The sequence below is a fragment of the Streptomyces sp. NBC_01515 genome (genome assembly GCF_045040345.1).
GTDB lineage: Bacteria > Actinomycetota > Actinomycetes > Streptomycetales > Streptomycetaceae > Streptomyces.
This window is the reverse complement of the sequence record NZ_CP109416.1, coordinates 9,788,426-9,810,054: the sequence shown is the minus strand read 5'-3', so window position 1 is coordinate 9,810,054 and position 21,629 is coordinate 9,788,426. Positions and strand designations below refer to the sequence as shown.

19 protein-coding genes are annotated in these 21,629 nt (G+C 70.6%); 8 read left to right on the top strand and 11 right to left on the bottom strand.

Features of this window, described 5'->3' with window-relative positions; genetic code table 11:
• Position 1 precedes the first annotated feature (1 nt).
• Positions 2-154, bottom strand: coding sequence for a hypothetical protein (locus OG407_RS43370; RefSeq protein ID WP_158697264.1), 153 nt, complete (start codon positions 152-154; stop codon positions 2-4).
• Between the two features lie 277 nt (positions 155-431).
• On the opposite strand from OG407_RS43370, the gene OG407_RS43365 reads away from it, so the two are divergent.
• A complete protein-coding gene (locus OG407_RS43365; RefSeq protein WP_019060071.1) occupies positions 432-1,787 on the top strand; it encodes a helix-turn-helix domain-containing protein in 1,356 nt (451 codons plus the stop codon).
• 427 nt (positions 1,788-2,214) lie between these two features.
• On the opposite strand, the gene OG407_RS43360 is transcribed toward OG407_RS43365, so the two are convergent.
• From OG407_RS43360 to OG407_RS43340, 5 genes are read right to left on the bottom strand one after another with little or no spacing between them, the layout of a single operon-like run.
• Positions 2,215-3,636: a maltokinase N-terminal cap-like domain-containing protein gene (locus tag OG407_RS43360; protein ID WP_405866039.1), complete on the bottom strand. Its 1,422-nt coding sequence runs from the start codon at positions 3,634-3,636 to the stop codon at positions 2,215-2,217.
• A complete protein-coding gene (locus tag OG407_RS43355) occupies positions 3,633-5,621 on the bottom strand; it encodes an alpha-1,4-glucan--maltose-1-phosphate maltosyltransferase (protein ID WP_405866037.1) in 1,989 nt (662 codons plus the stop codon). The genes OG407_RS43360 and OG407_RS43355 overlap by 4 nt, the downstream gene beginning before the upstream one ends.
• Positions 5,622-5,648: 27 nt before the next feature.
• On the bottom strand, positions 5,649-6,242 hold the full coding sequence (locus OG407_RS43350; RefSeq protein ID WP_266865035.1) for a DJ-1/PfpI family protein: 594 nt from the start codon (positions 6,240-6,242) through the stop codon (positions 5,649-5,651).
• Between the two features lie 5 nt (positions 6,243-6,247).
• Positions 6,248-7,924: a thiamine pyrophosphate-binding protein gene (locus OG407_RS43345; protein ID WP_405866035.1), complete on the bottom strand. Its 1,677-nt coding sequence runs from the start codon at positions 7,922-7,924 to the stop codon at positions 6,248-6,250.
• Positions 7,925-7,964: 40 nt separating this feature from the next.
• Positions 7,965-8,804 (bottom strand): type 1 glutamine amidotransferase domain-containing protein, encoded by an 840-nt coding sequence (locus OG407_RS43340; RefSeq protein WP_019060076.1) that lies wholly within the window; start codon positions 8,802-8,804, stop codon positions 7,965-7,967.
• Between the two features lie 318 nt (positions 8,805-9,122).
• Here OG407_RS43340 and OG407_RS43335 point away from each other — a divergent pair, with 318 nt between their 5' ends.
• The 6 genes from OG407_RS43335 to OG407_RS43310 are packed head-to-tail and all read left to right on the top strand — an operon-like array spanning position 9,123 to position 13,762.
• Positions 9,123-9,536 (top strand): hypothetical protein, encoded by a 414-nt coding sequence (locus OG407_RS43335; RefSeq protein WP_405866033.1) that lies wholly within the window; start codon positions 9,123-9,125, stop codon positions 9,534-9,536.
• Between the two features lie 26 nt (positions 9,537-9,562).
• The gene (locus OG407_RS43330) at positions 9,563-11,212 is read left to right on the top strand and encodes a GMC family oxidoreductase (protein ID WP_405866031.1); all 1,650 of its coding nucleotides are present in this window, start codon (positions 9,563-9,565) and stop codon (positions 11,210-11,212) included.
• Positions 11,213-11,222: 10 nt separating this feature from the next.
• A complete protein-coding gene (locus OG407_RS43325; RefSeq protein ID WP_405866029.1) occupies positions 11,223-12,041 on the top strand; it encodes an ester cyclase in 819 nt (272 codons plus the stop codon).
• A 40-nt stretch (positions 12,042-12,081) separates the two neighbouring features.
• Positions 12,082-12,453 (top strand): nuclear transport factor 2 family protein, encoded by a 372-nt coding sequence (locus tag OG407_RS43320; protein WP_405866027.1) that lies wholly within the window; start codon positions 12,082-12,084, stop codon positions 12,451-12,453.
• A 5-nt stretch (positions 12,454-12,458) separates the two neighbouring features.
• Positions 12,459-12,908, top strand: coding sequence for a VOC family protein (locus OG407_RS43315; RefSeq protein ID WP_405866025.1), 450 nt, complete (start codon positions 12,459-12,461; stop codon positions 12,906-12,908).
• 17 nt (positions 12,909-12,925) lie between these two features.
• Entirely contained in the window at positions 12,926-13,762 is an 837-nt protein-coding gene (locus OG407_RS43310) for an SDR family NAD(P)-dependent oxidoreductase (RefSeq protein ID WP_405866023.1), read from the top strand.
• A gap of 67 nt (positions 13,763-13,829) precedes the next feature.
• On the opposite strand, the gene OG407_RS43305 is transcribed toward OG407_RS43310, so the two are convergent.
• The 5 genes from OG407_RS43305 to OG407_RS43285 all read right to left on the bottom strand — a co-directional run bounded on the left by OG407_RS43305 (position 13,830) and on the right by OG407_RS43285 (position 20,043).
• The gene (locus OG407_RS43305) at positions 13,830-15,461 is read right to left on the bottom strand and encodes an FAD-binding oxidoreductase (RefSeq protein WP_405866021.1); all 1,632 of its coding nucleotides are present in this window, start codon (positions 15,459-15,461) and stop codon (positions 13,830-13,832) included.
• A gap of 84 nt (positions 15,462-15,545) precedes the next feature.
• Positions 15,546-15,920, bottom strand: coding sequence for an ester cyclase (locus tag OG407_RS43300; RefSeq protein WP_019060084.1), 375 nt, complete (start codon positions 15,918-15,920; stop codon positions 15,546-15,548).
• A gap of 13 nt (positions 15,921-15,933) precedes the next feature.
• Entirely contained in the window at positions 15,934-17,133 is a 1,200-nt protein-coding gene (locus OG407_RS43295; protein ID WP_405866019.1) for an MFS transporter, read from the bottom strand.
• Positions 17,134-17,254: 121 nt separating this feature from the next.
• A complete protein-coding gene (locus OG407_RS43290; protein ID WP_405866017.1) occupies positions 17,255-18,436 on the bottom strand; it encodes a low temperature requirement protein A in 1,182 nt (393 codons plus the stop codon).
• Positions 18,437-18,603: 167 nt separating this feature from the next.
• The gene (locus OG407_RS43285; protein WP_405866015.1) at positions 18,604-20,043 is read right to left on the bottom strand and encodes an FGGY family carbohydrate kinase; all 1,440 of its coding nucleotides are present in this window, start codon (positions 20,041-20,043) and stop codon (positions 18,604-18,606) included.
• Positions 20,044-20,479: 436 nt separating this feature from the next.
• On the opposite strand from OG407_RS43285, the gene OG407_RS43280 reads away from it, so the two are divergent.
• On the top strand, positions 20,480-21,607 hold the full coding sequence (locus OG407_RS43280; protein ID WP_405866013.1) for a mechanosensitive ion channel family protein: 1,128 nt from the start codon (positions 20,480-20,482) through the stop codon (positions 21,605-21,607).
• Positions 21,608-21,629 lie beyond the last annotated feature (22 nt).

Here is a 21,629-nt window from a genome sequence, read left to right as displayed (position 1 = left end):
CTCAGCAGCAGGCACCGCTCGCACCGCTGGACTGTGCGATGCCTTCGCGCAGGGGATGGGTGGTGGCACCCGATCCGTTCAACCAGAGCCCGCTCGTCACAAGTCCACCGACGAAGACGACGATTGCTATGAGCGTGAATACTTTGATGCTCATGAAAATCTCCTCTCCGAGCATTTACGGATGACACGTTGACAAGAAGAGTCAACAAGAACTTACTCAATCAGTCAAGTATTAATCTCGCAAAAGACGATCTCGAAAAGCGGAATGCCCTTACCCATATGAAATCTGAATTGGTGTCAATTCAAAAAATGCCTGCCCAGACCACTTCGCGCCAGCGAATCGATCACGCCAACTTCATTGGATCGTAGGCGACTTACTGGTAACGTTGATCTGTCATCCCGGTGGTCATAGCCACCTCCAAGGAGCCCACATGGACCCCCTCGAAAACACGACGACGACAGGGCTGGGCGAGCGCATCCGGCTGCTGCGCGGCAAACGTGGCCTCAAGCAGCAGGATCTGGCGTCCAGCGAGATATCGGCGAGCTACATCTCCTTGATCGAATCCGGCAAACGCGCCCCCTCGGAGTCCGTGCTCGCCGCGCTCGCGGAGCGCCTCGGCTGCTCCGCGGAGTACCTGCGCAGCGGCCGGGACGACCACGAGCTGGAAGAGGCACGGCTGCGACTGGCCTTCGGCGAGATGGCTTTGCGCAACGGGAGCAACGGCGAGGCACTGCAAACCCTCAGCGAACTGCTGACCAGGCCCAGCCTCCTGGACGTCTCCATGACCCGGCGCGCCCGCATGGGCCAGGCCTCCGCGCTGGAGAAGCTGGACCGTACCGAGGCCGCCATCGCGGTCCTGGAAGAGCTGTACCGCGACCCCGACCTGGCCCCGGGTTCCACCGAGTGGTGCCAGACCGCGGTCGCCCTGTGCCGCTGCTACCGCGACGCCGGCGACATCACGCTCAGCATCGAGATCGGCGAGCGGGCCATGTCCCGGCTGGACGCCCTCGGCCTGGACGTGACGGTCGACCACGTCCAGCTCGGCGCCACGCTCATGGCGTCGTACCACATGCGCGGTGACCTGACCCGCGCCCAGCTCATGGGCGGCAAGCTCCTCGACGCCGCCGAGAAGCAGGGCGCGCGGGCCGCGCGGGGTGCCGTGTACTGGAACGCGGGTCTGGTGGCCCGCTCCCGAGGCCAGCTGAACGAGGCCATGGCCCTGGTGGAGCGGGCCCTCGCACTGATGTCCGAGGACGACAACCTGCGCCATCTCGCGATGCTCAAGATGAACTACGGCTCACTGCTCCTCCAGGTCGACGAGCCCGAACCGGCGCGCGGCAAGCAGCTGTTGGAGGAGGCGCAGCAACTGCTGGCCGAGGTGGGCAACGCGCCGGAGCTGGCCCAGTGCGAGATCGGTCTGGCCGACGCGGACGCGATGCTCGGGCAGTGGGACGAGGCCGCGGCGCACGCCGAGCGCGCTCTCGGACTGACCGGTACCGAGTCCCGCATCCAGGCCGTCGGCGCCCGGGGCACCCTCGCGGAGATCCAGCTGATGCGCGGCAACTTCGACCAGGCCGCGCAGTATCTCCAGGCCGCCACCCGGCAGTTGCGCCAGTTCCGGCCCTCCCACCAGGTCGCGCTCAACTGGCGTTACCTGGGCGACCTGTGGAAGCGGCAGGGAAACACCGCCGAGGCCCTCAAGGCGTACGACCGGGCCCTGTCGGCGGCAGGGATGGCACCGCACCGCGACCCCAGCCAGATCTTCACCGAGCACCACCGTTCCTGAGCGCCCGGCCGTATTCCCGAATCCGCCCGAGTTCCCTACCGTCCAGGTGGAGTTCGGCTCGCTGGCGGCGCCGCGCGAAGACATGGACCAATCGCCGTCGTGCCTGGTAAAGGCATGGACCATTCGACGTCGAACAGACCGGCAGAGCAGGTCGCCCGGTTCCGTTTCGGGCCGGATCAGAGCCCTCCGAACCCCCCGCCTGGAAGAGTGTCCGGGCCGGGGGGTTCGTCGGGTCTCCGGTCGGGGCGCCGGCGGCCGGCCGATGAACTCCCCCGAATTACCGCGCCGTTCGCCGGAACAGGGCAGCCCGGGCGGTGCTCCTCTCTGCCGCGCGAATTACCGCCGCGCACCGCCGACGGAAATTCCGAATACGGCCCGGGTCGTCAATTCCCGTTCGGCGCAAGGGAATTCCCGGCGGCGCAGGCCGTCAGCGGGAGGTGTTCGCCAAGCGGTGCACGGCCGCGAGCGGGATCGGCAGCCGGTCCGGCCGGAGCCGGGATTCGTACACCGCCTCGTATACGGCCTTGTCCGCCTCGAAGGCGCGCAGCACCACGGGGTGGCAGTGCGGGTCCTCCCGGCCGGCCGCCGCGTAGCCCTCGATGAACGCGCGCCGGTTGCGCACCGCCCACGCGGACGCCCGCCGGCGCCGGCGCAGTCGTCGCGCGGGCGAGCCGTCCTCGGGGTCGGCGGACTCCAGGCCGGCCAGGCCGGTGCGGGCCGCGTAGTCGAAGGAGCGCAGCATGCCGGCGACGTCCCTCAACACCGGTTGCGGGAGGGCGCGTTCGGCGGCGGTGCGGGCCGGTTCGCCCTCGAAGTCGACGATGCGCCAGCCGTCCGGGGCGCGCAGCGCCTGGCCCAGGTGGAGGTCGCCGTGGGTGCGCTGGGCGAAGACGGGGTTGCCGCGCCCGGCGATCCGGGCGTAGTCGTCGAAGAGGGCGCCGATCCGGGTGGTGTAGCGGGCCAGCGCCGGGACCTCCTCGGCGGCCTCCTTGAGCCGCATGTTCATCCCCGCCGCCTCCTCGGCCACGTCCTGCGCGGCAAGCCGGCTGCGGCCGAACGCCTTGTCCAGCGCGCCGTGCACCTCGGCGACGGCCCGGCCCAGGCTGCGGGCGTGCGGGGTGAACCCGCCGCCGGTCGGTACGCCGCGGCCCGCGTCGTCCATGCAGTCGCTCGCGTGCCGTACCGCTTCCTCCCAGCCGTCCCGGGCGTCGGGCAGGAACTCCTCGACGAGGCCGAGCACCAGGCCCTCGGCGCCGGGGGCGTCGCTGTGCAGGGCGCCGTAGAGGCGGGGGGTGCGGGCGCAGTGTTCCCGGGTGAGGGCGTGCAGGGCCTCGACCTCGGTGTGCGGGCCGGGTTCGGGGCGGCGGAAGATCTTGAGGAGGATCTGGCCGCCGTACGCCACCGCCGTGTTGCTCATCTCGCCGTCGAGCGGGTGGGGCACGAGGCCGACGGGGAGCGGGTAGCGGCCGGTGCGTTCGAGGCGGGGGCCGGTACCCGTGCCGCCGCCCGCGAGTTTGCGCAGCAGCAGTCCGAGGAGGGCGCCGTCGGCGAGCGCGTCGTAGACCCGCCAGCCCTGCCAGGGGCCGGCCGGGACGGTGGTGATCGCGGCGGGTTCGAGGCGGGCGGGGAGTTCGGGGCGCAGGCCGAGGAGGAGTTGGTAGTGCAGGGTCTGTCCGTCGGGGCGGGTGGCCGAGACGACGGCGTGCAGCAGCAGGGGTGGTTCGTCGCCGAGCACGGAGGCCGCGCGGGTTTCGAGGCGGGCGCCGGTGAAGCGGGCGTCGAACCAGCGGCGGCCTTCCAGCCAGGGTCCGAGGGCCGGGAGCAGGGGTTCGAGGATGCCGTCGCTCATGATCCCTCCGCGGGTGTGAGCACGTGCGCGACCTGGTGGGCCGGGTCGAGGCGTACGTAGGTGGACTCGCCCCAGGCGTAGGTCGCCCCGGTGAGTTCGTCGCGCAGCTTGAGCGTGCCGTCGGCGGGCAGCCCGAGGGCGGCCGGGTCGCAGGTGACGGTGGCCTCGTGGGCGTGGTGCGGATCGAGGTTGACGATCACGAGCACCAAGTCGGTGCCGCCGTGCGGGAGTTCGACGCTCTTGGTGTAGGCGAGGATCTGGTCGGAGTCGGTGCTCTGGAGGCGCAGGTTGCGCAACTCCTGGAGGGCCGGGTGCTGTCGGCGGAGCCGGTTGAGGAGGGTGATCAGCGGGGTGATGGTGCGGCCCTCGGCCTCCGCCAACGCCCAGTCCCGGGGCCGGAGTTGGTACTTCTCGGAGGCGAGGTAGTCCTCGGCGCCCTCGGCCAGCGGGGTGTTCTCGCAGAGTTCGTAGCCGGCGTAGACGCCCCAGCTCGGCGCGGCGGTCGCGGCGAGCACGGCCCGGGCCTCGAAGGCGGGTCTGCCGCCGTGCTGGAGGTAGGCGTGCAGGATGTCGGGGGTGTTCACGAACAGGTTGGGCCGGAGGAACCCGGCGCTGTCCAGGGCGAGTTCGGGCAGGTAGGCGGTCAGCTCCTCCTTGGTGTTCTTCCAGGTGAAGTAGGTGTACGACTGCTGGAAGCCGGCCTGCGCCAGCGCGTGCACCATGGCCCGCCGGGTGAACGCCTCGGCCAGGAACAGCACATCGGGGTCGGTGGCGTTGATCTCGGCGATCAGCCACTCCCAGAACTGCACGGGTTTGGTGTGCGGGTTGTCCACGCGGAAGATCCGCACGCCCAGGTCCATCCAGTGCCGTACGACACGCAGTGCCTCGGCGTACAGGCCCTCGGGGTCGCCGTCGAAGTCGAGTTGGTGGATGTCCTCGTACGTCTTGGGCGGGTTCTCGGCGTAGGCGATGGAGCCGTCGGCGCGGTGGTGGAACCACTCGGGGTGCTCGGTGAGCCAGGGGTGGTCGGGTGAGCACTGGAGGGCGAGGTCCAGGGCTACTTCGAGGCCCGACTCCCCTGCCGTGGCCACGAAGTGGCGGAAGTCGTCCTCGGTGCCGAGGTCGGGGTGGATGGCGTCGTGGCCGCCGTGCCGGGAGCCGATGGCCCAGGGCGAGCCGACGTCGTCGGGGCCGGCGTGGAGGGTGTTGTTCGCGCCCTTGCGGTGCGTGGTGCCGATGGGGTGGACGGGTGGCAGATAGACGACGTCGAAGCCCATCGCGGCGACGGCGGGCAGCCGCTCGGCGGCACTCCGCAGTGTGCCGCCGACCGGGCGGCTGCCCGCCCGGACCACCGCTCCCTCCGAGCGCGGGAACAGCTCGTACCAGGAGCCGACGAGGGCGCGCCTGCGTTCGACGCGCAGGGGAAGGGGCCGGGAGGCGGTGACGAGGTCACGCAGCGCGTAGCGCCCCAGGGCGGCCGTCACCCGGGGGGCGGTGACGGCGGACAGCCGGGCCGGAGGGGAGCCCAGGGTGTCACGGAGCGCGGCCGCGGCCGCGGTGACCGCCTCCCGGCGGTCCGATGCGGTGATGCCGAGCGCTGCCCGCTCGTGCAGCAACGCGCCCTCGGCCAGGGTGAGTTCGGTGTCGACGTCCGCGTCGATCTTGAGCGTGGCGTCGTGCCGCCAGCTCTCCAGCGGGTCGGCCCAGGCCTCGACGCGGAAGGTCCAGGGACCCTCCGTGTCGGGCACCACGGTCGCCCGCCAGCGGTCGGCGTCCTCGTCGACGAGGGTCATCGGGACCCGGTGGGCGGGGCGCCCCGCGGGGTCGTGCAGGACGACGTCCGCGGCGACGGCGCCGTGGCCCTCGCGGAAGACGGTGGCCGTGATGTCGAGGTGTTCTCCCGTCACGGCCTTGGCGGGCAACTCCCCGTCCCGCACGCGTGGTTGGACGTCGAGGACGGGGATGCGCCCGGTCACCGGTGTCATGGTCGACTCCTCCCCGCTCGGATCCCGTCAGCGGAGCCCGGTCGGGGCCGGCGTCCGGGCTGCGAGCAGGTCGATGATGGTCCGTGCGAAGAGGTGGCAGTGGTTGCCGGTGCGGCCGGTGACCAGGTCGTCGTGGATGACGACGTCCTGGTCGACGTACTCGCCGCCCATGTTCCGCAGATCGCCCAGCAGGTTGTTGTGCACCACCGCGCGCCTGCCCTGCATCAGTCCCTGCACGGGCGCGGCCAGCCACATGCCGTGGCAGATGATGCCCTTGAGGATCGCCGGGTCGGCGAACGCACGGCGCAGGAACTGCGAGGCGGGCGGCAGCAGTTGGGGGTCCTCGGTGAAGCGCAGCCGGTCGGCGACCATCCCGGAGGGGACGATCACCGCCGAGTACTCCTTCAGCGCGAACTCGTCGAGGTCCTCGAAGGACTCGGTGACCTCGAAGGGCATGCGGTGCTCATGGCCCTGGAAGGTCATCTGCTCGTTGCCCCACAGCCGGGACAGGAAGTGGACCTCGGCTCCCTCCTCGGGGAAGCGGTAGCGGTAGTAGAGGATCTCGGGCTCGTAGAAGTCGCTCTCCATCAGGACAGCGATCTTGTGACCGGAGAGTCGCACGGCGGCTACCCCTTCCCCTTCGCGGTGACCAGGTCGATGAGGAACGGCCCGCGGTGCGCGAGCGCCTGCGCGACCGCCTCCTCCGCCTGCCCGGGCTTCTCGACCCGGACGGCGGCCACGCCGAGCGAGCCGGCGAGGGAGACGAAGTCGACGGCCGGGCTGCTCAGGTCGAAGATCTCGGGCTGTTCGTGGGCGGGGATGCGCTGCTCCCGCCAGTACTCCTCGATGTTGTCCTCAAGGAGCTGGTAGCTGCCGTTGTTGCAGATGACGAACTTGGTGGGGAGGCCGTAGCGGGCCGCCGTCCACAGCGCCTGGAAGGTGTACATGCTGCCGCCGTCGCCGGTGAAGCCGACCACCGTGCGGTCGGGGTGGGCGAGTTGGGCGCCCAGTGCGCCGGGGATGCCGACGCCGAGGGAGCCGCCGCGGGTCTGCATCCACTGGCCCGGCACGGTCGGCGGGAGCCGGCGGAAGAGCGCCGGGGACGCCGTCAGCGCCTCGTCGAAGAGGATCGCGTCCGACGGCAGCCGGCGGGCGAACTCGCGCGCGAGGGCGATGGTGGGCAGTTCCGCGGCCTCGGCGGCGGCCTCGGCCCGTTCGTCCGCCTTGGCGAGGGCGGCCGAGCGCTGCGCCGCGTGCCGGCGCAGCCGCTCGACCGCCGCGGTCCGCCGCCCGAGGCCCATCTCCCGGCCCAGCGCGTCCGCGAGGAGACCCAGGGTGGCCTTCGGGTCGGCGACGATGCCGAGGTCGACGGGGTGGTTCTTGGCGATCGCGCCGGAGTCGAGGTCGATGTGCACGACCGGGACACCCGCCCCGAAGACGCCGTCGAGCGCCGGATACACCTCGGGCAGCGCATAGGTGCCCACGATGAGGACACCGTCGGCGGCGCCGGTGATCTTCCGGCTCTGCTCGCCGAACATGTGGCCCAACTGGCCCGCGTAGGCGGGGTGTTCGACGGAGAGGTTGACCTCGGCCCAGTCCGCGCCGTACACGTCGGCGCCCCACACCTCGGCCAGCCGCCCCAACTCGGCCTGGGCGCCCGCGAAGTGGACCCCGTCACCGGCGATGACGAGCGGTTTGCGGGCGTCGGCGAGCAGCGCCGCGGCCTTCGCCACGGTGTCCGGGGCCGGCAGGCTGCGGGTCTCCGGGTAGGACACGGGCACCACCGGTTCGGCGGTCTCGTGGTCCATCACGTCGGCGGGCAGCACGACCAGCACCGGACCGTACGGCGGGGTCGCGGCGACCTTGAAGGCGCGGCGCAGCACCCGCAGCGTGGAGTCGGGATCGACCACGCGGGTGGCCCACTTGGTCACCGGCTTCGCCATGCCGACCAGGTCGGCGGCCATCTGCGCGTCCATGCTGTCGTAGCGCAGTCCGGACTCGCCGACCAGGGTGACGATCGGGGCGTGGCCGCGCATCGCCTGGTAGAGCATGCCGATGCCGTTGCCGAGCCCGACTCCGGAGTGGAGTTGCAGCACCGCCGGGGTGCGGGTGGCGCGTGCGTAGCCGTCCGCCATGCCGACGGCCGTGCACTCCTGCAGGGCCAGGATGTACTGGATCGAGGGGAAGGAGCGCAGTTCGTCGAGGAACCCCTGCTCGACCGTGCCGGGGTTGCCGAACATGAACCGGACCCCTTCGGCCTGCAGTTGTTCGAGCAGCGCGATCCGCGCGGGCCTGCTGTCCATCGTGCTCACCTCTCGTCGGAGCAAAGGGCGTCGGGCGGCCTCAGGCGGTCGCCGTGAACCCCCACTGCCGCAGGCCCTCTTCGAGGACCTCGACGGTCTTCTGTCCGGTCAGGTAGGAGTCGGGCGTCGAACGGCCCGTGATGAACGGGTAGTCGACGATGACGGAGGTCGTCTTGCCGAAGTTCCCGTGGTACGCGCCGCCGGGTGCGGTGGCGTCGCGCAGGATGTACTCCAGCGGGTACGGCGGCGGCCCCATCACGAAGTCGGTGCCGAGGAATCCGGTGCCGTCCTTGTAGTCGTACTCGATGCAGTGGCCGGTGACGTGCTTGCCGCGGATGAGGGAGACGCGGGTCTCCTGGTCGCGGGCGAAGGCGAGGCAGGCGACGCCGTAGCACTCGGCGGCGATCGGCCGGTCGAGGGCGTGGAAGGCGAGGATCAGGTCGTGGACGCGCCAGTTGTTGGCGAGGTCGACGATCGGTCCGCTGCCGCCGACGATCAGCAGCGCGTCGTAGCGGTCGGCGATCTGCGAACGCACCTGCTCCAGGCGGGTGTTGTAGGCCTCCCAGTCGCGCAGGAAGTACGGCTTGGACCGGTAGGGCCGGTCGGGCAGCCAGGACGACAGGTCGAGGGGGTTGTCGAGCCGGTCCGAGGCCTCGACCTTCCGCACCTTGTCCGCGATCTCGGGCGTGGTGACGGAGCGGCCGAGCGGCGGGTCGACGTACTCGGGGTCCATGCTCGGCGGCAGCGCGTGCGGGCGCTTGCCGGTCGCGGTGGCGAAGGTGAGGTGATAGCCGGCCTGGTCGAAGGTCTCCAGGGGGCCGATCAACTCCTCACCCCAGTAACCGTATTCGGACAGGACGACCAGAATGCGCTTGCTCATGGGGTTCCTCCCGTTCGGCGGGACGGTGCCGACTGGCGAATTCCTGTGTACGTCCGCGGAGTTCGCGCCGGTCGTCGGCGGGGCCCTGGTCGCCGCACATCCTCAAGTGGCCGAACGCACTACGGCATGTCCTGGCCATCGGTCGCCGACCTGTGAACGCGGGGGCTCCTGCCGGGAGTTGCCGCAGCTCCCGCGGCGACTTCGCACAGTGCGGCCGGTCCCCGTGCGCGAGCGGCCGGGGCGGGCGCGGTTGTGGGGTCATCGGACGTGTGTCGCTTCCGGACCCCGGGAGCGGAACCCCGATGAGCGGAGACATTCATGCCGAGCGAACAGACCGGCTCCGACCGGGAGATCGCCGAGTTCGTGCAGCGCTGGTACGACCTGCTGAGCGAGCACGCGCCGGTCGAGGAGCTGCTGCCCTTCGTCGCCGACAAGGGCCTGGTGATGGCCTTCCCGGAGCGGACCCTGTACAGCCACGCGGACTTCGTGGACTGGTACGCGGCCGTGGGCGTGGCGTTCAGCGACCAGAGCCACACCGTCGAGGAGCTGACTCAGCACGAGGACGGCACCCGTGTCGGCCTCGACGTCACGGTGGTGTGGACCGCCAAGTCGACCACGGACGGCACCGTTTCGTCCTTCCGGATCAACCAGAAGTGGCAGTTGGAACGTTCCACGCCGGGCGCCCGTCCGCTGATCGTCGACTACCGGGTCGGCGAGCCGGCCGCCATCTGATCCCCCGTCACTTTTTGGAGGCTGTCATGCCGTCGAAGTCGGTGCCCTCAGGGGCCGATTACATCGTCGTCGGCGCGGGTTCGGCCGGTTGTGCGGTCGCGGCCCGGCTGAGCGAGGACCCGTCCGTGAGCGTGGTCCTGCTGGAGGCGGGCGGCTGGGACGAGCGCCCCGAGATCCACCGTGCCGACGCGGCCTCGGTCCTCTCGCTGCTCACCGCCGAGTGGCGGAGCGAGATCGACTGGGGCTACGTCACCGAGTCCGAGGCGGGCATGGAGGGCCGCCGAGTCCCCGTGGCCCGTGGCAAGGTCGTCGGCGGGTGCAGTTCCGTCAACGCCCTGATGTGGGTGCGCGGCAGCCGTCACGACTACACCCGCTGGGTCGCCGAGGGCGCCACCGGATGGTCCTACGACGACGTCCTGCCGTTCTTCCGCCGGGCCGAGGACTACTCGGGCGGCGCCGACGCGTTCCGCGGCGCGGGCGGTCCCGTCCGGGTCCGGCGGCTCGACCGACCCGCCCCGATCGCGCGGGCGTTCGTGGAAGGCGCCGGTGAACTCGGCTACGCCACGGACACCGACGGCGACTACAACGGCGTCCGGCAGGAGGGCTTCGGCTTCCTGTACCAGACGTTCCGCGACGACGCGGGCCACCGGTGCAGCACCGCCGACGCCTATCTGCGCCCGGCCTTGGACCGCTCCAACCTGACCGTCCTCACCGACACCCTGGTCACCAGGCTGCTGCTGGACGGGACTCAGGTCGCGGGCGTCGAGTACGTCCAGGACGGCATCCGGCGCCAGTTGCGCGCCGAGGGTGAAGTCGTCGTGTCCGCCGGGGCGTTCGAGACGCCGAAGCTGCTCATGCTGTCCGGGATCGGCCCGGCCGCGCACCTGCGGGAGCACGGCATCCGCTGCGTCCAGGATCTGCCGGGCGTCGGCGCGGGACTCCAGGACCACCTGTTCGTGCCGATCTGCTACCAGTCGCTGCGGGAGCACCCGGACGGGGCGCTGCTGTCCGAGGCGGGGCTGTTCACCCACACCCGCGAGGCGGGCCCGGAGGACTCCCCCGACCTCCAGTTCACGTTCGGCCCCATCAAGTTCCTTCCGGCCGACGCCCCCGCCGACCAGTGGGAGGGGCCCGGGTTCACCTTCGCGCCGATCGCGCTGCGGCCGCAGAGCCGGGGCCGGATACGGCTGCGCAACAGCAGCCCGGAGTCCAACGCCGTCGTCAGCGCCGGCTACCTCACCTCCACGGCCGACGTCGACGTCCTCGTCCACGGGGTGCGGCTGGCCCGCGAGTTGGCGGCCACCCGGGCCTTCGACCCGTTCCGCGGCGACGAGTTGGGCCCCGGCAAGGACATCACAGGCCCCGAGGAGCTGCGCGGGTACGTCGCCGCGAACGCGACCACCCTGTGGCACCCGGCCGGCACCTGCCGGATGGGCACGGGCGCGGACGCCGTCACGGACCCGGAGCTGCGCGTGCACGGCATCGCGGGGCTGCGGATCGCGGACGCGTCGGTGATGCCGTCGATCACCGCGGGCAACACGCACGCGCCCGCCGTGATGATCGGCGAGCGCGCGGCGGCGTTCGTCCGCGAGGCCGCCGGCCCGTCCCGGTCCGCTCCTTCGGCGTCCGTGCCGTCTCTCTCCCAACCGTCCCTGTCCGACGTCCACTTGAGCTAGGGGATGCAGCATGTCCGACCTCGACCAGACCCAGCAGGAGAACCTGGCGCTGTACCGGCGCTTCCTCGACGCGTTCAACTCCGGCGACCTGGCGGAGATCCCCCGGGTCATCGCCGCCGACTTCACCGACCACCACCCCGGGTTCGACATCACCGGCCTCGACTCCTACCTGGAGGCGCTGCGCGGGGCGTACAACTCCCTCGATCTGAAAGGCGAGTTGGCGGAACTGTCGGCGCTCGGCGAGGACCGGGTCCTGACCCGGGTCAAACTGACCGGCACGCATCTCGCGCCGCTGCTCGGCTTCCCGGCCACGGGCCGCAAGGTGGAGTGGTCCACCACCGAGATCTGGCGGGTCCAGGGCGGCCTGTTCGTGGAGCGCTGGGCGCAGGACGACATGCTCGGCCTGCGCGAGCAGATCTCCTCGGACGCCCTGAACCTGGCCGTCGTCCGGCAGGTCAGCGACGCCGTCAACCATCGCCGCCTGGACGACCTCGACGACCTGTTCGGGCCGACGTTCCACGACAACAACCCGGCGTGGAGCTGCGAGAGCCTGGAAGAGCTGAAGGGGATCATCCAGGGCGCGTACGACGGGCTCGACTTCTCCGTGGGCCTCGACGCGCTCTACCCGGCCTCGCCCGACAAGGTGATCATGCACATCACCTTCCACGGCAAGCACATCGCGCCGTTCTTCGGCCAGGAGCCGACCGGCAAGGAGGTCTCCTGGACCAGCCTGGAGGTCTACCGGCTGGAGGACGGCAAGGTCGTCGAGCGCTGGGTGCAGGCCGACACCGCGGGCCTGATGCGCCAGGTCGGCGTACCCCTCCCCTGATCGTTCCCGCACCTCAGACAGCCACAGAAAGGACGGGCGCATGGACACCCGAGAAGTGGTCGACACGTACTACCGGCTGGCCAACGCGGGCGAGTGGGACGCCTGGTGCGACCTGTTCGCGGCCGACCAGACCATGGACGAGCAGCTGGCCGGACATGTCGAGGGCCGCGAGACGCTCCGGGAGATGATGAAGGGCTTCCCGGAGATGTACGTCTCCTTCGCCAACGTCCCCCGGCACGTGGTCGTGGACGGCGAGCAGGCCGCGGTGGTCTCCGACATCACGGGCCGCACCCACGACGGCATCACCGTCGAGGCCAAGGTGTGCAACTACTTCCGCGTCACCGGCGGCCTCATCACCTACTTCGCGAACTTCCACGACAGCGTGCCGTTCGCCCCGGTCACCGGGACGTGACGGCGATGACGACTTCCGCGCCGGCCGGCCCGCGCTGGTCGCACGTCGGCCTCAACTGCCGTGACCAGAAGGCCACGGAGGACTTCTACACCCGGCACTTCGGGTTCGCCCGGGCCCGGGTGGTGGAGGCCGACGGGGTCCGCGTGGTGTTCCTGCGCAACGGCCCCGTGTACCTGGAGCTGTTCGCGACCGACGCGGACGCCCTGTTCACCACGGCGAAGGACGGCCCGGACAACCCCGGCACGGCACGCCATCTCGCCTTCCAGGTCGACGACGTGGACGCGTTCCTCGCCGCCGCCGACGGCGAACTGGAGCCGCTGCTCGGCCCGTTGACCTTCGACGACTTCATCCCCGGCTGGAAGACGGTGTGGGTGTCCGACCCGGACGGCATCGTGCTGGAGGTCAGCCAGGGATACACCGATCAGTCCACCGACGAACTGGCCACGTACGCCTGACAGGAGAGTCCCCCACCATGAGGCCCGTCCCCGACCAGACCATCCTCCTCACCGGCGCCACCGACGGCATGGGCCGTGAGCTGGCCCGTGAACTCGCCGCGCAGGGGGCGTCGTTGATCCTGCACGGCCGCAGTGCGACCAAGGGCGAGGCACTGCTGTCCGAACTGCGCGCGTCCACCGGCAACGACAAACTCAGCTACGAGCTGGCCGACTTCTCCTCGCTGGAGGACATCCGCAAGCTCGCCGACCGAGTCCTCTCCACGCACGACCGGCTCGACGCGCTGGTGAACAACGCCGGCATCGGGGTCGAGCTGGCCCGCCAGGAGAGCCAGGACGGCCTGGAACTCACCTTCCAGGTCGACTACTTGGCGGCCTACATGCTCAGCTGCCGCCTCGCGCCGCTGCTGGTGCGCTCGGCCCCGGCCCGCATCGTGAACGTCAGCTCCGCGGGCCAGGCGCCGATCGACTTCCGTGACGTGATGCTGGAGCGGAACTGGGACGGGGTGCAGGCCTACTGCCAGGCGAAGCTCGCCCAGATCAGCCTGGCCTTCGACCTGGCCGAGCGGCTGCGCGGCACCGGGGTGACGGCCAACGCCCTGCACCCGGCGTCGTACATGCCGACCAAGATGGTCGTGAACCTCTTCACCCCGCAGTCCACGGTCGAGGAGGGTGTGCACAGCACCCTGCGCATGATCACCGACCCGTCCCTCGACGACGTCACGGGCGCCTACTTCAACCGCACCCAGCGGTCCCGGGCGGGCGCCCAGGCCTACGACGAGCGCGACCGCGCCCGGCTGCGCGCACTGAGCGAGTCGCTGACCGGGGTGAGCTTCCCGGCCGACCTGAGCGGCTGAGCGGTCGACCGCAACACCGAGCCCCCGCCTCGTGCATGCGAGGCGGGGGCTTCGTGGTGTGCGGGTGCTAGTTCGCGGTGACGGACAGCTTGTGGTGGAACACGTTGCCCGGATCCCAAATGGCCTTCACCTGCCGCAACTTGGCGAGGTTGCCCTTGAAGTACAGGGTCTGCCAGGGCACGCCGGAGGTGTTCCAGGCCGGGTCGGTGAGGTCGGTGTCGGGGTAGTTGATGTAGGAGCCGTCGTTGGTGTCGTTCGGCACCGGCACCCCGCCGGTGTCCGCGTACAGATCGCGGTACAGGGCGCGCATCCAGGCCACATGCCGGTCGTCCTGTGCCGGATCCGGCCAGTACGTCGTGAAGTTGGCCTTGAGCACCGAGTCCCGCTGGGCCAGCGCGGTGGCCGTGGGCGACACGGTGTTGACCTTGCCGCCGTAGGAGTAGAGCAGGATGCCGGCGTGCCCGTCGTAGGCGGCGTCGGAGAGGTAGCCGTAGAGCGTCTTGGCCTGCGCGGCGGACCAACCCCGGCGTAGATAGGCGCCCTTGGACTTCGTGCGGTTGTAAAGGCCCGTGTCGTAAGGGTCTTTGAGGGTGGTCTTCAGCCAGGGCCAGGAGGAGCGGGCGTCGGTGTACGGGACGCCGATGCCGCCGGTGACCGCGGCGACGTAGGCGTCGAGGAGGGCCGGGGCGTCCGAACGGGTGCCGTCTATCTGGGTGTTGAGGACGAGGCTGCCCTGGACGCGGTTGTAGAGGATCAGGACGCTGTGGAGGCTGTCGTAGGAGGAGCCGGCGACGCTGTTGCGGGCGTGCCAGGCGCCGTGGTTCGCGATCAGCGCGGTGAAGGCGGCCTCCGTGAGGTCGGTCCACTTGATGGCGACCGTCGACTTCAGGAGGGTCTTCGGCGGTCTGGGCAGGAGGATGGAGGGGTCGCTGCCGGTGGCGTCGGGGGCGCGGAACCAGTAGCGGGTGACGATGCCGAAGGTGCCACCGCCGCCGCCCGTGTGGGCCCACCACAGGTCGCGGTGCGGGTCGTCGGGCTCGCGGGTGGCGACGACGGCACGGGCGGTGCCGGAGGCGTCGACCACGACGACCTCGACGGCGTAGAGGTGGTCGACGACGGCGCCGTACTGGCGGCACATCGCGCCGTAGCCGCCGCCGGTGACGTGTCCGCCGACGCCGACGGTCGGGCAGGTCCCGCCGGGCAGGGACACGCCCCACTCCAGGTACAGGGTGCGGTAGACGTGGCCGAGGGTGGCGCCGCCCTCGACGAGGAAGGCGCGGCGGGCGGGGTCGTAGCGGACCGCGTCCATCTCCGACATGTCGACGAGTATCCGTACGTCGGGGTCGTCGACCAGCGAGTCCAGGCAGTGGCCGCCGCCGCGTACGCCGATGCGCTTGCCCGCGTCGACCGCCTCCTGGACGACGGACACCACCTGCGCGGTGGTGTGGACGAGCCGTATCGAGTCGGGGGCGGCGACGAATCTCGCGTTGTAGCCGCGGGAGGTGAGGTCGAGATAGCGGGCGTCCGATGCTCCTACGATGACCGCTGCGGGGGTGGTGGTGTCCGTGGCCGTGTTGTCGGCGGCCAGGGCGCGGGTGGGGACCACGGCCGCGCCGATGCCTGCGGCGGTCGCGGTGCCGAGGAGTCCACGCCTGGTGAGGCCGGCGGCGGGGCGTGAGTCGGGTTGCTGTCGTGTCACTGCTGTCTCCTTTTCTTTCGTGAAAAAGCTGCCGCCCAGGAGGCCAGGAGCCTTCTGGGCGGCAGGAGTTGAGGTGGGCCGGCGTCAGACGACGTCGTGTCCGCTGACCGTGGTCTCCGGGATCTCGTCGCGGACGTCCCAGTGCTCGGCGATCAGGTCGTTTTCGAGCCGGAAGATCTCCACGACGGCCGAGCCCCGGTCCGTCGAGGTGGCGCGGAAGTGGGTGTGCACGAAGACCAGGTCTCCGGAGCCCGCCGCGCGCTTGATCTCGAACCGTGCCTCGGGGAGCTGCTTGCGGAAGCCCTCGATGAACTCGACCAACGGCTTGCGTCCGTCGGGCAGGTTCGGGTTGTGCTGGATGAGGTCCGCGGCCAGGTACTTGTCGGCCAGGTCGGTCTGCCCCTGGTTCCAGACGGTCTCCAGGTAGTCGCGCACGAAGTGCACCTGGTGGCTGCTCATGAGTTCTCCTTGGCTAACCGATGTGTACAGGTGTGGCGGACTGCTCGGCGACCTCGGCCGCCGACGCCTGCCGGACGGACAGCAGATGGGCCAGCGCGGCGAGGACGAGGACGCCCAGGGCAGCGGCCGGGATGGGTCCGGCGCCCACACCCGGCAGCAGGGAGCTGCCGATGAAGCTGCCGAGGCTCATGCCGAGGTAGAGCGCGGCGGCGTTCAGGGCGAGGATCAACCCCGGTTGCAGGGGCACCAGTTCGACCAGCCGGGCCTGCTGCGGGGCCTGGTAGAGCTGGCTGAAGAAGGCCCAGAACGCGAAGAACACGAGCCCGGCGGTGGAGTGCGGGGCGACCAGCAACAGGGCGAAGCCCAGGGCGAGTCCGATGACGGCGAGGCCCACTGTCCGTTCGCCGCCCAGCCGTTCGGCGATCCTGGGCGCGGACGCGTTGCCCGCGACCCCGATCGCGCCGAAGGCGAGCAGGGTCACCGAGATCAGTCCGGACGACGCGTCGAAGCGGTCCTTGAGATAGGCGCCCGCGATGCCGTAGACGGTGAACTGGGCGGCCATGAAGAGGAGGGTCGTCGAGACCGTGGCCACGGTGGCGGGGGTGCGCAGCGCTCCGCGGTAGGCCTGCACGGTGGGCGGTTCGCCGGCCGGGATCTCGGGGACGAACACGAACACCGTCACGAAGGCGATCGCGGAGAGCGCGGCCACGCCGAGCAGCGCCGGACGCCAGCCGAGACTGCCGCCGAGGAACGAGGCCAGCGGCACCCCGAGCACGGCGGCGGCCGTCATCCCGCCGAAGACGGTGGCGAGGGCCCGCTGCCGGCGCTCCGGCGGGACGATGAGCGCGCCGGCCGCCGAGGCGCCGGGGCCGAAGACGGCCGCGCCCATCGCGCCGAGGACCCGAGTGGCCGTCAGGAAGCCGTAGTTGGGGGCTACGGCCCCGAGCGCGGCGCCCACGGTGAGCAGTCCGATGCCGACGAGGAGGACCCGCTTGCGGTTCCAGCGGCGCAGCAGGATGGGGGCCGAGGGCGCGAAGACCGCGAAGGTCAGCGCGAAGACGGTGACGAGTATGCCCACCGAGGCGGGCTGGACGTGCAGATCGTCCCCGATCGGACCGTTCAGGCCGACGACCGCCAGCGAGATCGTCCCCAGGCTGAAGTAGCCCAGTGAGAGTGACAGCAAGGCCGGTAAGGCGCTGGTGCGGGACGGCATCACGCCACCTCCTCTTCCGAGCGGGAAAGGTGCATACGGCGACCGTAGGAGCGGCCCGTGGGCCCTCGCGCGCGCGGCGAGGAGGACCCCGGCACTGCCCGAGGTCGGTCCCCGCACTACGTCAGGTCGTGCCGAAGGAACTGCCGAAAGCGCGTGAGCGCAGTACCAGCGGCACGCTGCGGCCGGAGCTGATCAGCCAGTGCTCCACGGCGTTGACCAGCAGGAGCACCAGGGCGGTGAAGGCCAGCACGGCGAGAGCGGGCACGAGCGGTGCCACGACGGCGGCGGCCAGCAGGACGAGGCCGCAGTAGAAACGTGTGGCGGACGCGGCGCCGAACATCCGGCGGCGCGTGTAGCAGAACGTGAGCAGGATCAGGGCGGCGCCGACGGGCAGCAGTCCGGCGGCACCGGAGTGCGGGATGCGCAGCGGGTCGTGGACGGTCCGCACGGCGCCGACGGAGACCAGCAACAGCCCGGCCACCAGGACGAGATGGCCGTAACTGAGGACGTCCCGTACGACGATCGCGGGGGTCGGGTGGGTGCGCAGGGCGTGGGCGACGGCCGAGGCGACGAGGTGGAAGTAGAGCCACCACAGGGCGCAGCCGATGAGGAAGGCGAGGACGAGCGCGGTCAGACTGACCGGGTCGAGCGGTCCTTTGGCGACTCCGGCGCCCACGGAGAAGATGTTCTCGCCGAGGGCGATGATGATGAACAGCCCGAATCTTTCCGGGAGATGGTTGACGCCGAAGGCCAGCCGTCGCAGATGGCCGCTGAGCAGGACGGGCGCCGCCAGTTCGGCGACCACGGCGAACGCCCAGCACACCTCGCGCCAGGGGGCGGGGAGCGTGGCGGCGCCGAACAGCACGAGGGCGAAGGCGAGTCCGGCCCGGTAGGGGTGGATGGTGTAGAGCGCGCACTCCCTGCGGATGGCCTCGCCGATGAGCAGGCGCAGGGCGAGGTAGCTGCCCGCGTACAGCAGGGCCTGCTCCCGGTCGTTCAAGGCCTGCGGCGCGGCGACTGCCATGCCGTAGACGGCGAGTGCGGTCAGCATCAGGAACACCCGCTGCAGACTGGTCTCGTGCACGGCGTTCATCGCCATGACGACGTCCACCCAGGCCCACCACAGCGGGACGAGCACGAGCAGACACTGTCCCAGCACGGGCCAGGTGGCGTGCCCGGCGAGCAGATGCGCGATCTGGCCCACGCCGAACGCGAGGACCAGATCGAAGAAGAGCTCCGCCCAGGTGGCCCGGTCGCGCACCTGAACGGCCCGGACGGTCGTTGTCGCGGTTGCGTCGGTCATCGTCGTATCGGGACACGGGAGGGCGCGGCGAGCGCGGAATGCGCGAAGTGGGCCCCTATTACGGCAAGTTGACCGCCCGGCTGTCCGAACTTCGCTGCCCATCCTGGACGACTTTCAGCACCGGCCGCTTCAACGGGGCCTAGGTCCACGGGACATACGGATACTCGTCAGGCAGGGGTCCGGTCGAGCAGTGCCGTCACTTCGGTGCGGAAGGCGGCGAGGCGTTCGGCCGCGTGGTCGGGGGTGATGCGCGGTTCGTAGACGGCGGCGGGTTTCCAGTCGGGCAGGGCGTCGGCGAGTGACAGGCCGGGATCGGCGCCGAGTTGGGCCAGTGCGCCCACGCCGAGGGCGGTCGCGTCGGGCAGTGCGGAGACCTCGACGGGGCATTGCAGGAGGTCGGCCTGGGTCTGCATGAGCAGGGCGGAGCGGGTCAGGCCGCCGTCGACCCGCAGGACGTTCAGGGGTGTGCCGAGGTCGGTCACGGTGGCTTCGGCGAGTGCGACGACCTGCGCGGCGAGGCCCTCGCACAGGGCGCGGACCAGGTGTCCGGAGGTGGTGTCGAGGCCGAGCCCGGTGAGCGAGCCGCGCAGGTCGCCGCGCCACCAGGGGGCGGCGAGTCCGGCGAGGGCCGGTACGAAGGTGACACCGCCCGTGTCCGGAACCGCGCCGCCCACCCGGTCCAGGTCGGCGGCGCCGCTGATGATGCCGAGGTCGGTGAGCCACCGTACGGCGGACGCGGCCGTGTAGACCTGACCGTCGAGGCAGTAACTGGTCCGCCCGCCGAGCCGCCACGCCACACTGCTCACCAGTCCCGAGTCCCCGCGCCGGGGTGTGTCGCCGGTGTGCGCGAGGAGGAACGCCCCTGTTCCGTAGGTGCACTTGGCGCCGCCGGGCGCGGTGATGCGCTGGGCGAGGAGGGCTGCCTGCTGGTCCACGACGAGGCCGGTGAGGGGTATCTCCGCGCCGAACGCCGTGGTCGTACCGATGAGTTCGGCGCAGTCGACGACACCGGGGAGGCGTTCTCCGGACAGGCCGTGGAGGTCGAGGGCGCGGGGTGACCAGGCTGCCTTGTCGAGGTCGAGGAGCTGGGTGCGGCCCGCGGTCGCCGCGTCGGTGACATGGGTGCCGGTGAGGCGGTGGACGAGCCAGGAGTCGCTGGTGGTGACCATGCCGTCGCGGGTGAGGTGGCGGCGGATCCAGGCCATCTTGGGTGCGGCGAAACGCGGGTCGAGCGGCAGGCCGGTCAGCCGGCGCAACTCGTCGGCGTGCTCGACGAGTTCGGCGCGGACGCTCTCGGCGCGGCGGTCCTCCCGGACGAGTGCGTCGGTGAGCGGCATTCCGGTGTCGGGGTCCCAGGCGAGGACGGTCTCGCCCTGGTTGGCGAGGCCGAGCGCCGCCACGGGTTCGTCGGCCTCGGCGAGGGCGCGGCGGCCGGCGACGAGCACCGACTCGTACAGTTCCTCGGGGTCGGCCTCGACCAGGCCGCCCGGCAGTCGGCGGGTCCCGACCGAGACGAACCCGGTGCCGATCACGCCGCGTTCGGGACAGATCACCAGGGCCTTCGTGCCGGATGTTCCCTGGTCGACGGCGAGTACCGGACCCGTCATACCACCCCTCCCGTAGATCACTGCGCGACAGACTGCCGCCGGTCCGCACCGCACGTCAAGCATTTCTGATCATCGGTCAACTCGCAGATATATGCGCCGAGTTGGGGACGATCGGGAAACCAGCGGTGATGCGGAACATGCGCCCCTGCAGTGACCGCGGACCGACGCGCTCTCCTCGACCGCCGCCGTCCCGCGAACAGGCCGAACTCGCCGGGGGAATCGTCCGAAAGCCGTGCTCACAGCCCCGGGCGAGGTACGAACTCCCCGTCCGGATACGGCAGGATGAGCGGTCGCGCCGGTGTGGGGAATCGTTCCGGCCGGCGCGACGGCAGTACCGGCAATGCCCGCACTTCGAGCAGGTGGACAACGTGACGACTCTTCACATCCGGCCGTCGGCGGCGCTCTTCGCCACCGTTTCTCTCCCCGGAGGTGACCGGTGAACCGCACGCCGACCCTGGACGACTTCATGCTCGCCGGAATAGCACTGGCCTCGGGCCTCTTGGCGGCGTTCCTGCTGCGGATACTGCTGCGCTGGCTCGGCAAGCACGCGGACCGCACCCGCTGGAGCGGCGACGACGTGATGGTCGACGCGCTGCGCAGCGTCCTGCCGTGGTCGGCGGTCATCGGCAGCGCGGCGGTCGCGGGGGCGGTGCTGCCGTTGACGCACACGGTCCAGCACCAGGTCAACCAGACCCTGAAGGTGCTGATCATCCTCGCCGTGACGGTGGCGGCGGCCCGGGTGATAGCGGGACTGGTCCGGGCAGTCACCAACTCCCGCTCCGGGGTGGCCGGTTCGGCCACGATCTTCGTCAACATCACCCGGATACTGGTCCTGGCGATCGGCTTCCTGGTGATGCTGCAGACGCTGGGCATCTCGATAGCGCCGATGCTGACCGCCCTGGGCGTCGGCGGTCTCGCCGTGGCGCTGGCCCTTCAGGACACCCTCGCCAACCTGTTCGCGGGCATCCACATCCTCGCCTCGAAGACCGTGCAGCCCGGCGACTACATCAAGTTGAGCAGTGGCGAGGAGGGGTACGTCGAGGACATCAACTGGCGCCAGACGACGGTACGGGCGCTCTCCAACAACCTCGTCGTGATACCGAACGGCCAGCTCGCCAAGACGAACATGACCAACTTCATGCGTCCGGAGCAGGAGTTGACGATCCTGGTCCAGGTGGGCGTCGGCTACGACAGTGACCTGGAGCATGTCGAGGAGGTGACCATGGAGGTCATCGCCGAGGTCATGACCGGCATCACCGGCGCGCTCCCGGAGCACGAACCGGCCATCCGCTTCCACACGTTCGGCGACTCCCGGATCGGCTTCACGGTGATCCTGGGGGTCGGGGAGTTCAGCGACCAGTTCCGCATCAAGCACGAGTTCATCAAGCGCCTGCACAAGCGGTACCGCGCCGAGGGCATCCGCATCCCGGCACCGACCCGCACGGTGGCACTCCATCAGGGGGCGCTCCCACAAGGGTTGGTCCCGCAGGGGGCGGTCGGCATACCGCAACAGCGGATCCCCGAGGACGAGCCGGGCGAAGTCCCCTCCACCCGGCTCGACTGACCTGACCCAACCTAATCCGATC

Excerpts from the sequence above, each read along its gene's own strand:
- OG407_RS43335 (WP_405866033.1), top strand. The coding sequence starts at position 9,123 with ATGCCGAGCGAACAGACCGGCTCCGACCGGGAGATCGCCGAGTTCGTG.
- OG407_RS43330 (WP_405866031.1), top strand. The coding sequence starts at position 9,563 with ATGCCGTCGAAGTCGGTGCCCTCAGGGGCCGATTACATCGTCGTCGGC.
- OG407_RS43315 (WP_405866025.1), top strand. The coding sequence starts at position 12,459 with ATGACGACTTCCGCGCCGGCCGGCCCGCGCTGGTCGCACGTCGGCCTC.
- OG407_RS43300 (WP_019060084.1), bottom strand. The coding sequence starts at position 15,920 with ATGAGCAGCCACCAGGTGCACTTCGTGCGCGACTACCTGGAGACCGTC.
- OG407_RS43285 (WP_405866015.1), bottom strand. The coding sequence starts at position 20,043 with ATGACGGGTCCGGTACTCGCCGTCGACCAGGGAACATCCGGCACGAAG.
- OG407_RS43340 (WP_019060076.1), bottom strand. The coding sequence starts at position 8,804 with ATGAGCAAGCGCATTCTGGTCGTCCTGTCCGAATACGGTTACTGGGGT.
- OG407_RS43345 (WP_405866035.1), bottom strand. The coding sequence starts at position 7,924 with ATGGACAGCAGGCCCGCGCGGATCGCGCTGCTCGAACAACTGCAGGCC.
- OG407_RS43290 (WP_405866017.1), bottom strand. The coding sequence starts at position 18,436 with ATGACCGACGCAACCGCGACAACGACCGTCCGGGCCGTTCAGGTGCGC.
- OG407_RS43295 (WP_405866019.1), bottom strand. The coding sequence starts at position 17,133 with ATGCCGTCCCGCACCAGCGCCTTACCGGCCTTGCTGTCACTCTCACTG.
- OG407_RS43370 (WP_158697264.1), bottom strand. The coding sequence starts at position 154 with ATGAGCATCAAAGTATTCACGCTCATAGCAATCGTCGTCTTCGTCGGT.
- OG407_RS43355 (WP_405866037.1), bottom strand. The coding sequence starts at position 5,621 with ATGACACCGGTGACCGGGCGCATCCCCGTCCTCGACGTCCAACCACGC.
- OG407_RS43365 (WP_019060071.1), top strand. The coding sequence starts at position 432 with ATGGACCCCCTCGAAAACACGACGACGACAGGGCTGGGCGAGCGCATC.
- OG407_RS43325 (WP_405866029.1), top strand. The coding sequence starts at position 11,223 with ATGTCCGACCTCGACCAGACCCAGCAGGAGAACCTGGCGCTGTACCGG.
- OG407_RS43310 (WP_405866023.1), top strand. The coding sequence starts at position 12,926 with ATGAGGCCCGTCCCCGACCAGACCATCCTCCTCACCGGCGCCACCGAC.
- OG407_RS43360 (WP_405866039.1), bottom strand. The coding sequence starts at position 3,636 with ATGAGCGACGGCATCCTCGAACCCCTGCTCCCGGCCCTCGGACCCTGG.
- OG407_RS43320 (WP_405866027.1), top strand. The coding sequence starts at position 12,082 with ATGGACACCCGAGAAGTGGTCGACACGTACTACCGGCTGGCCAACGCG.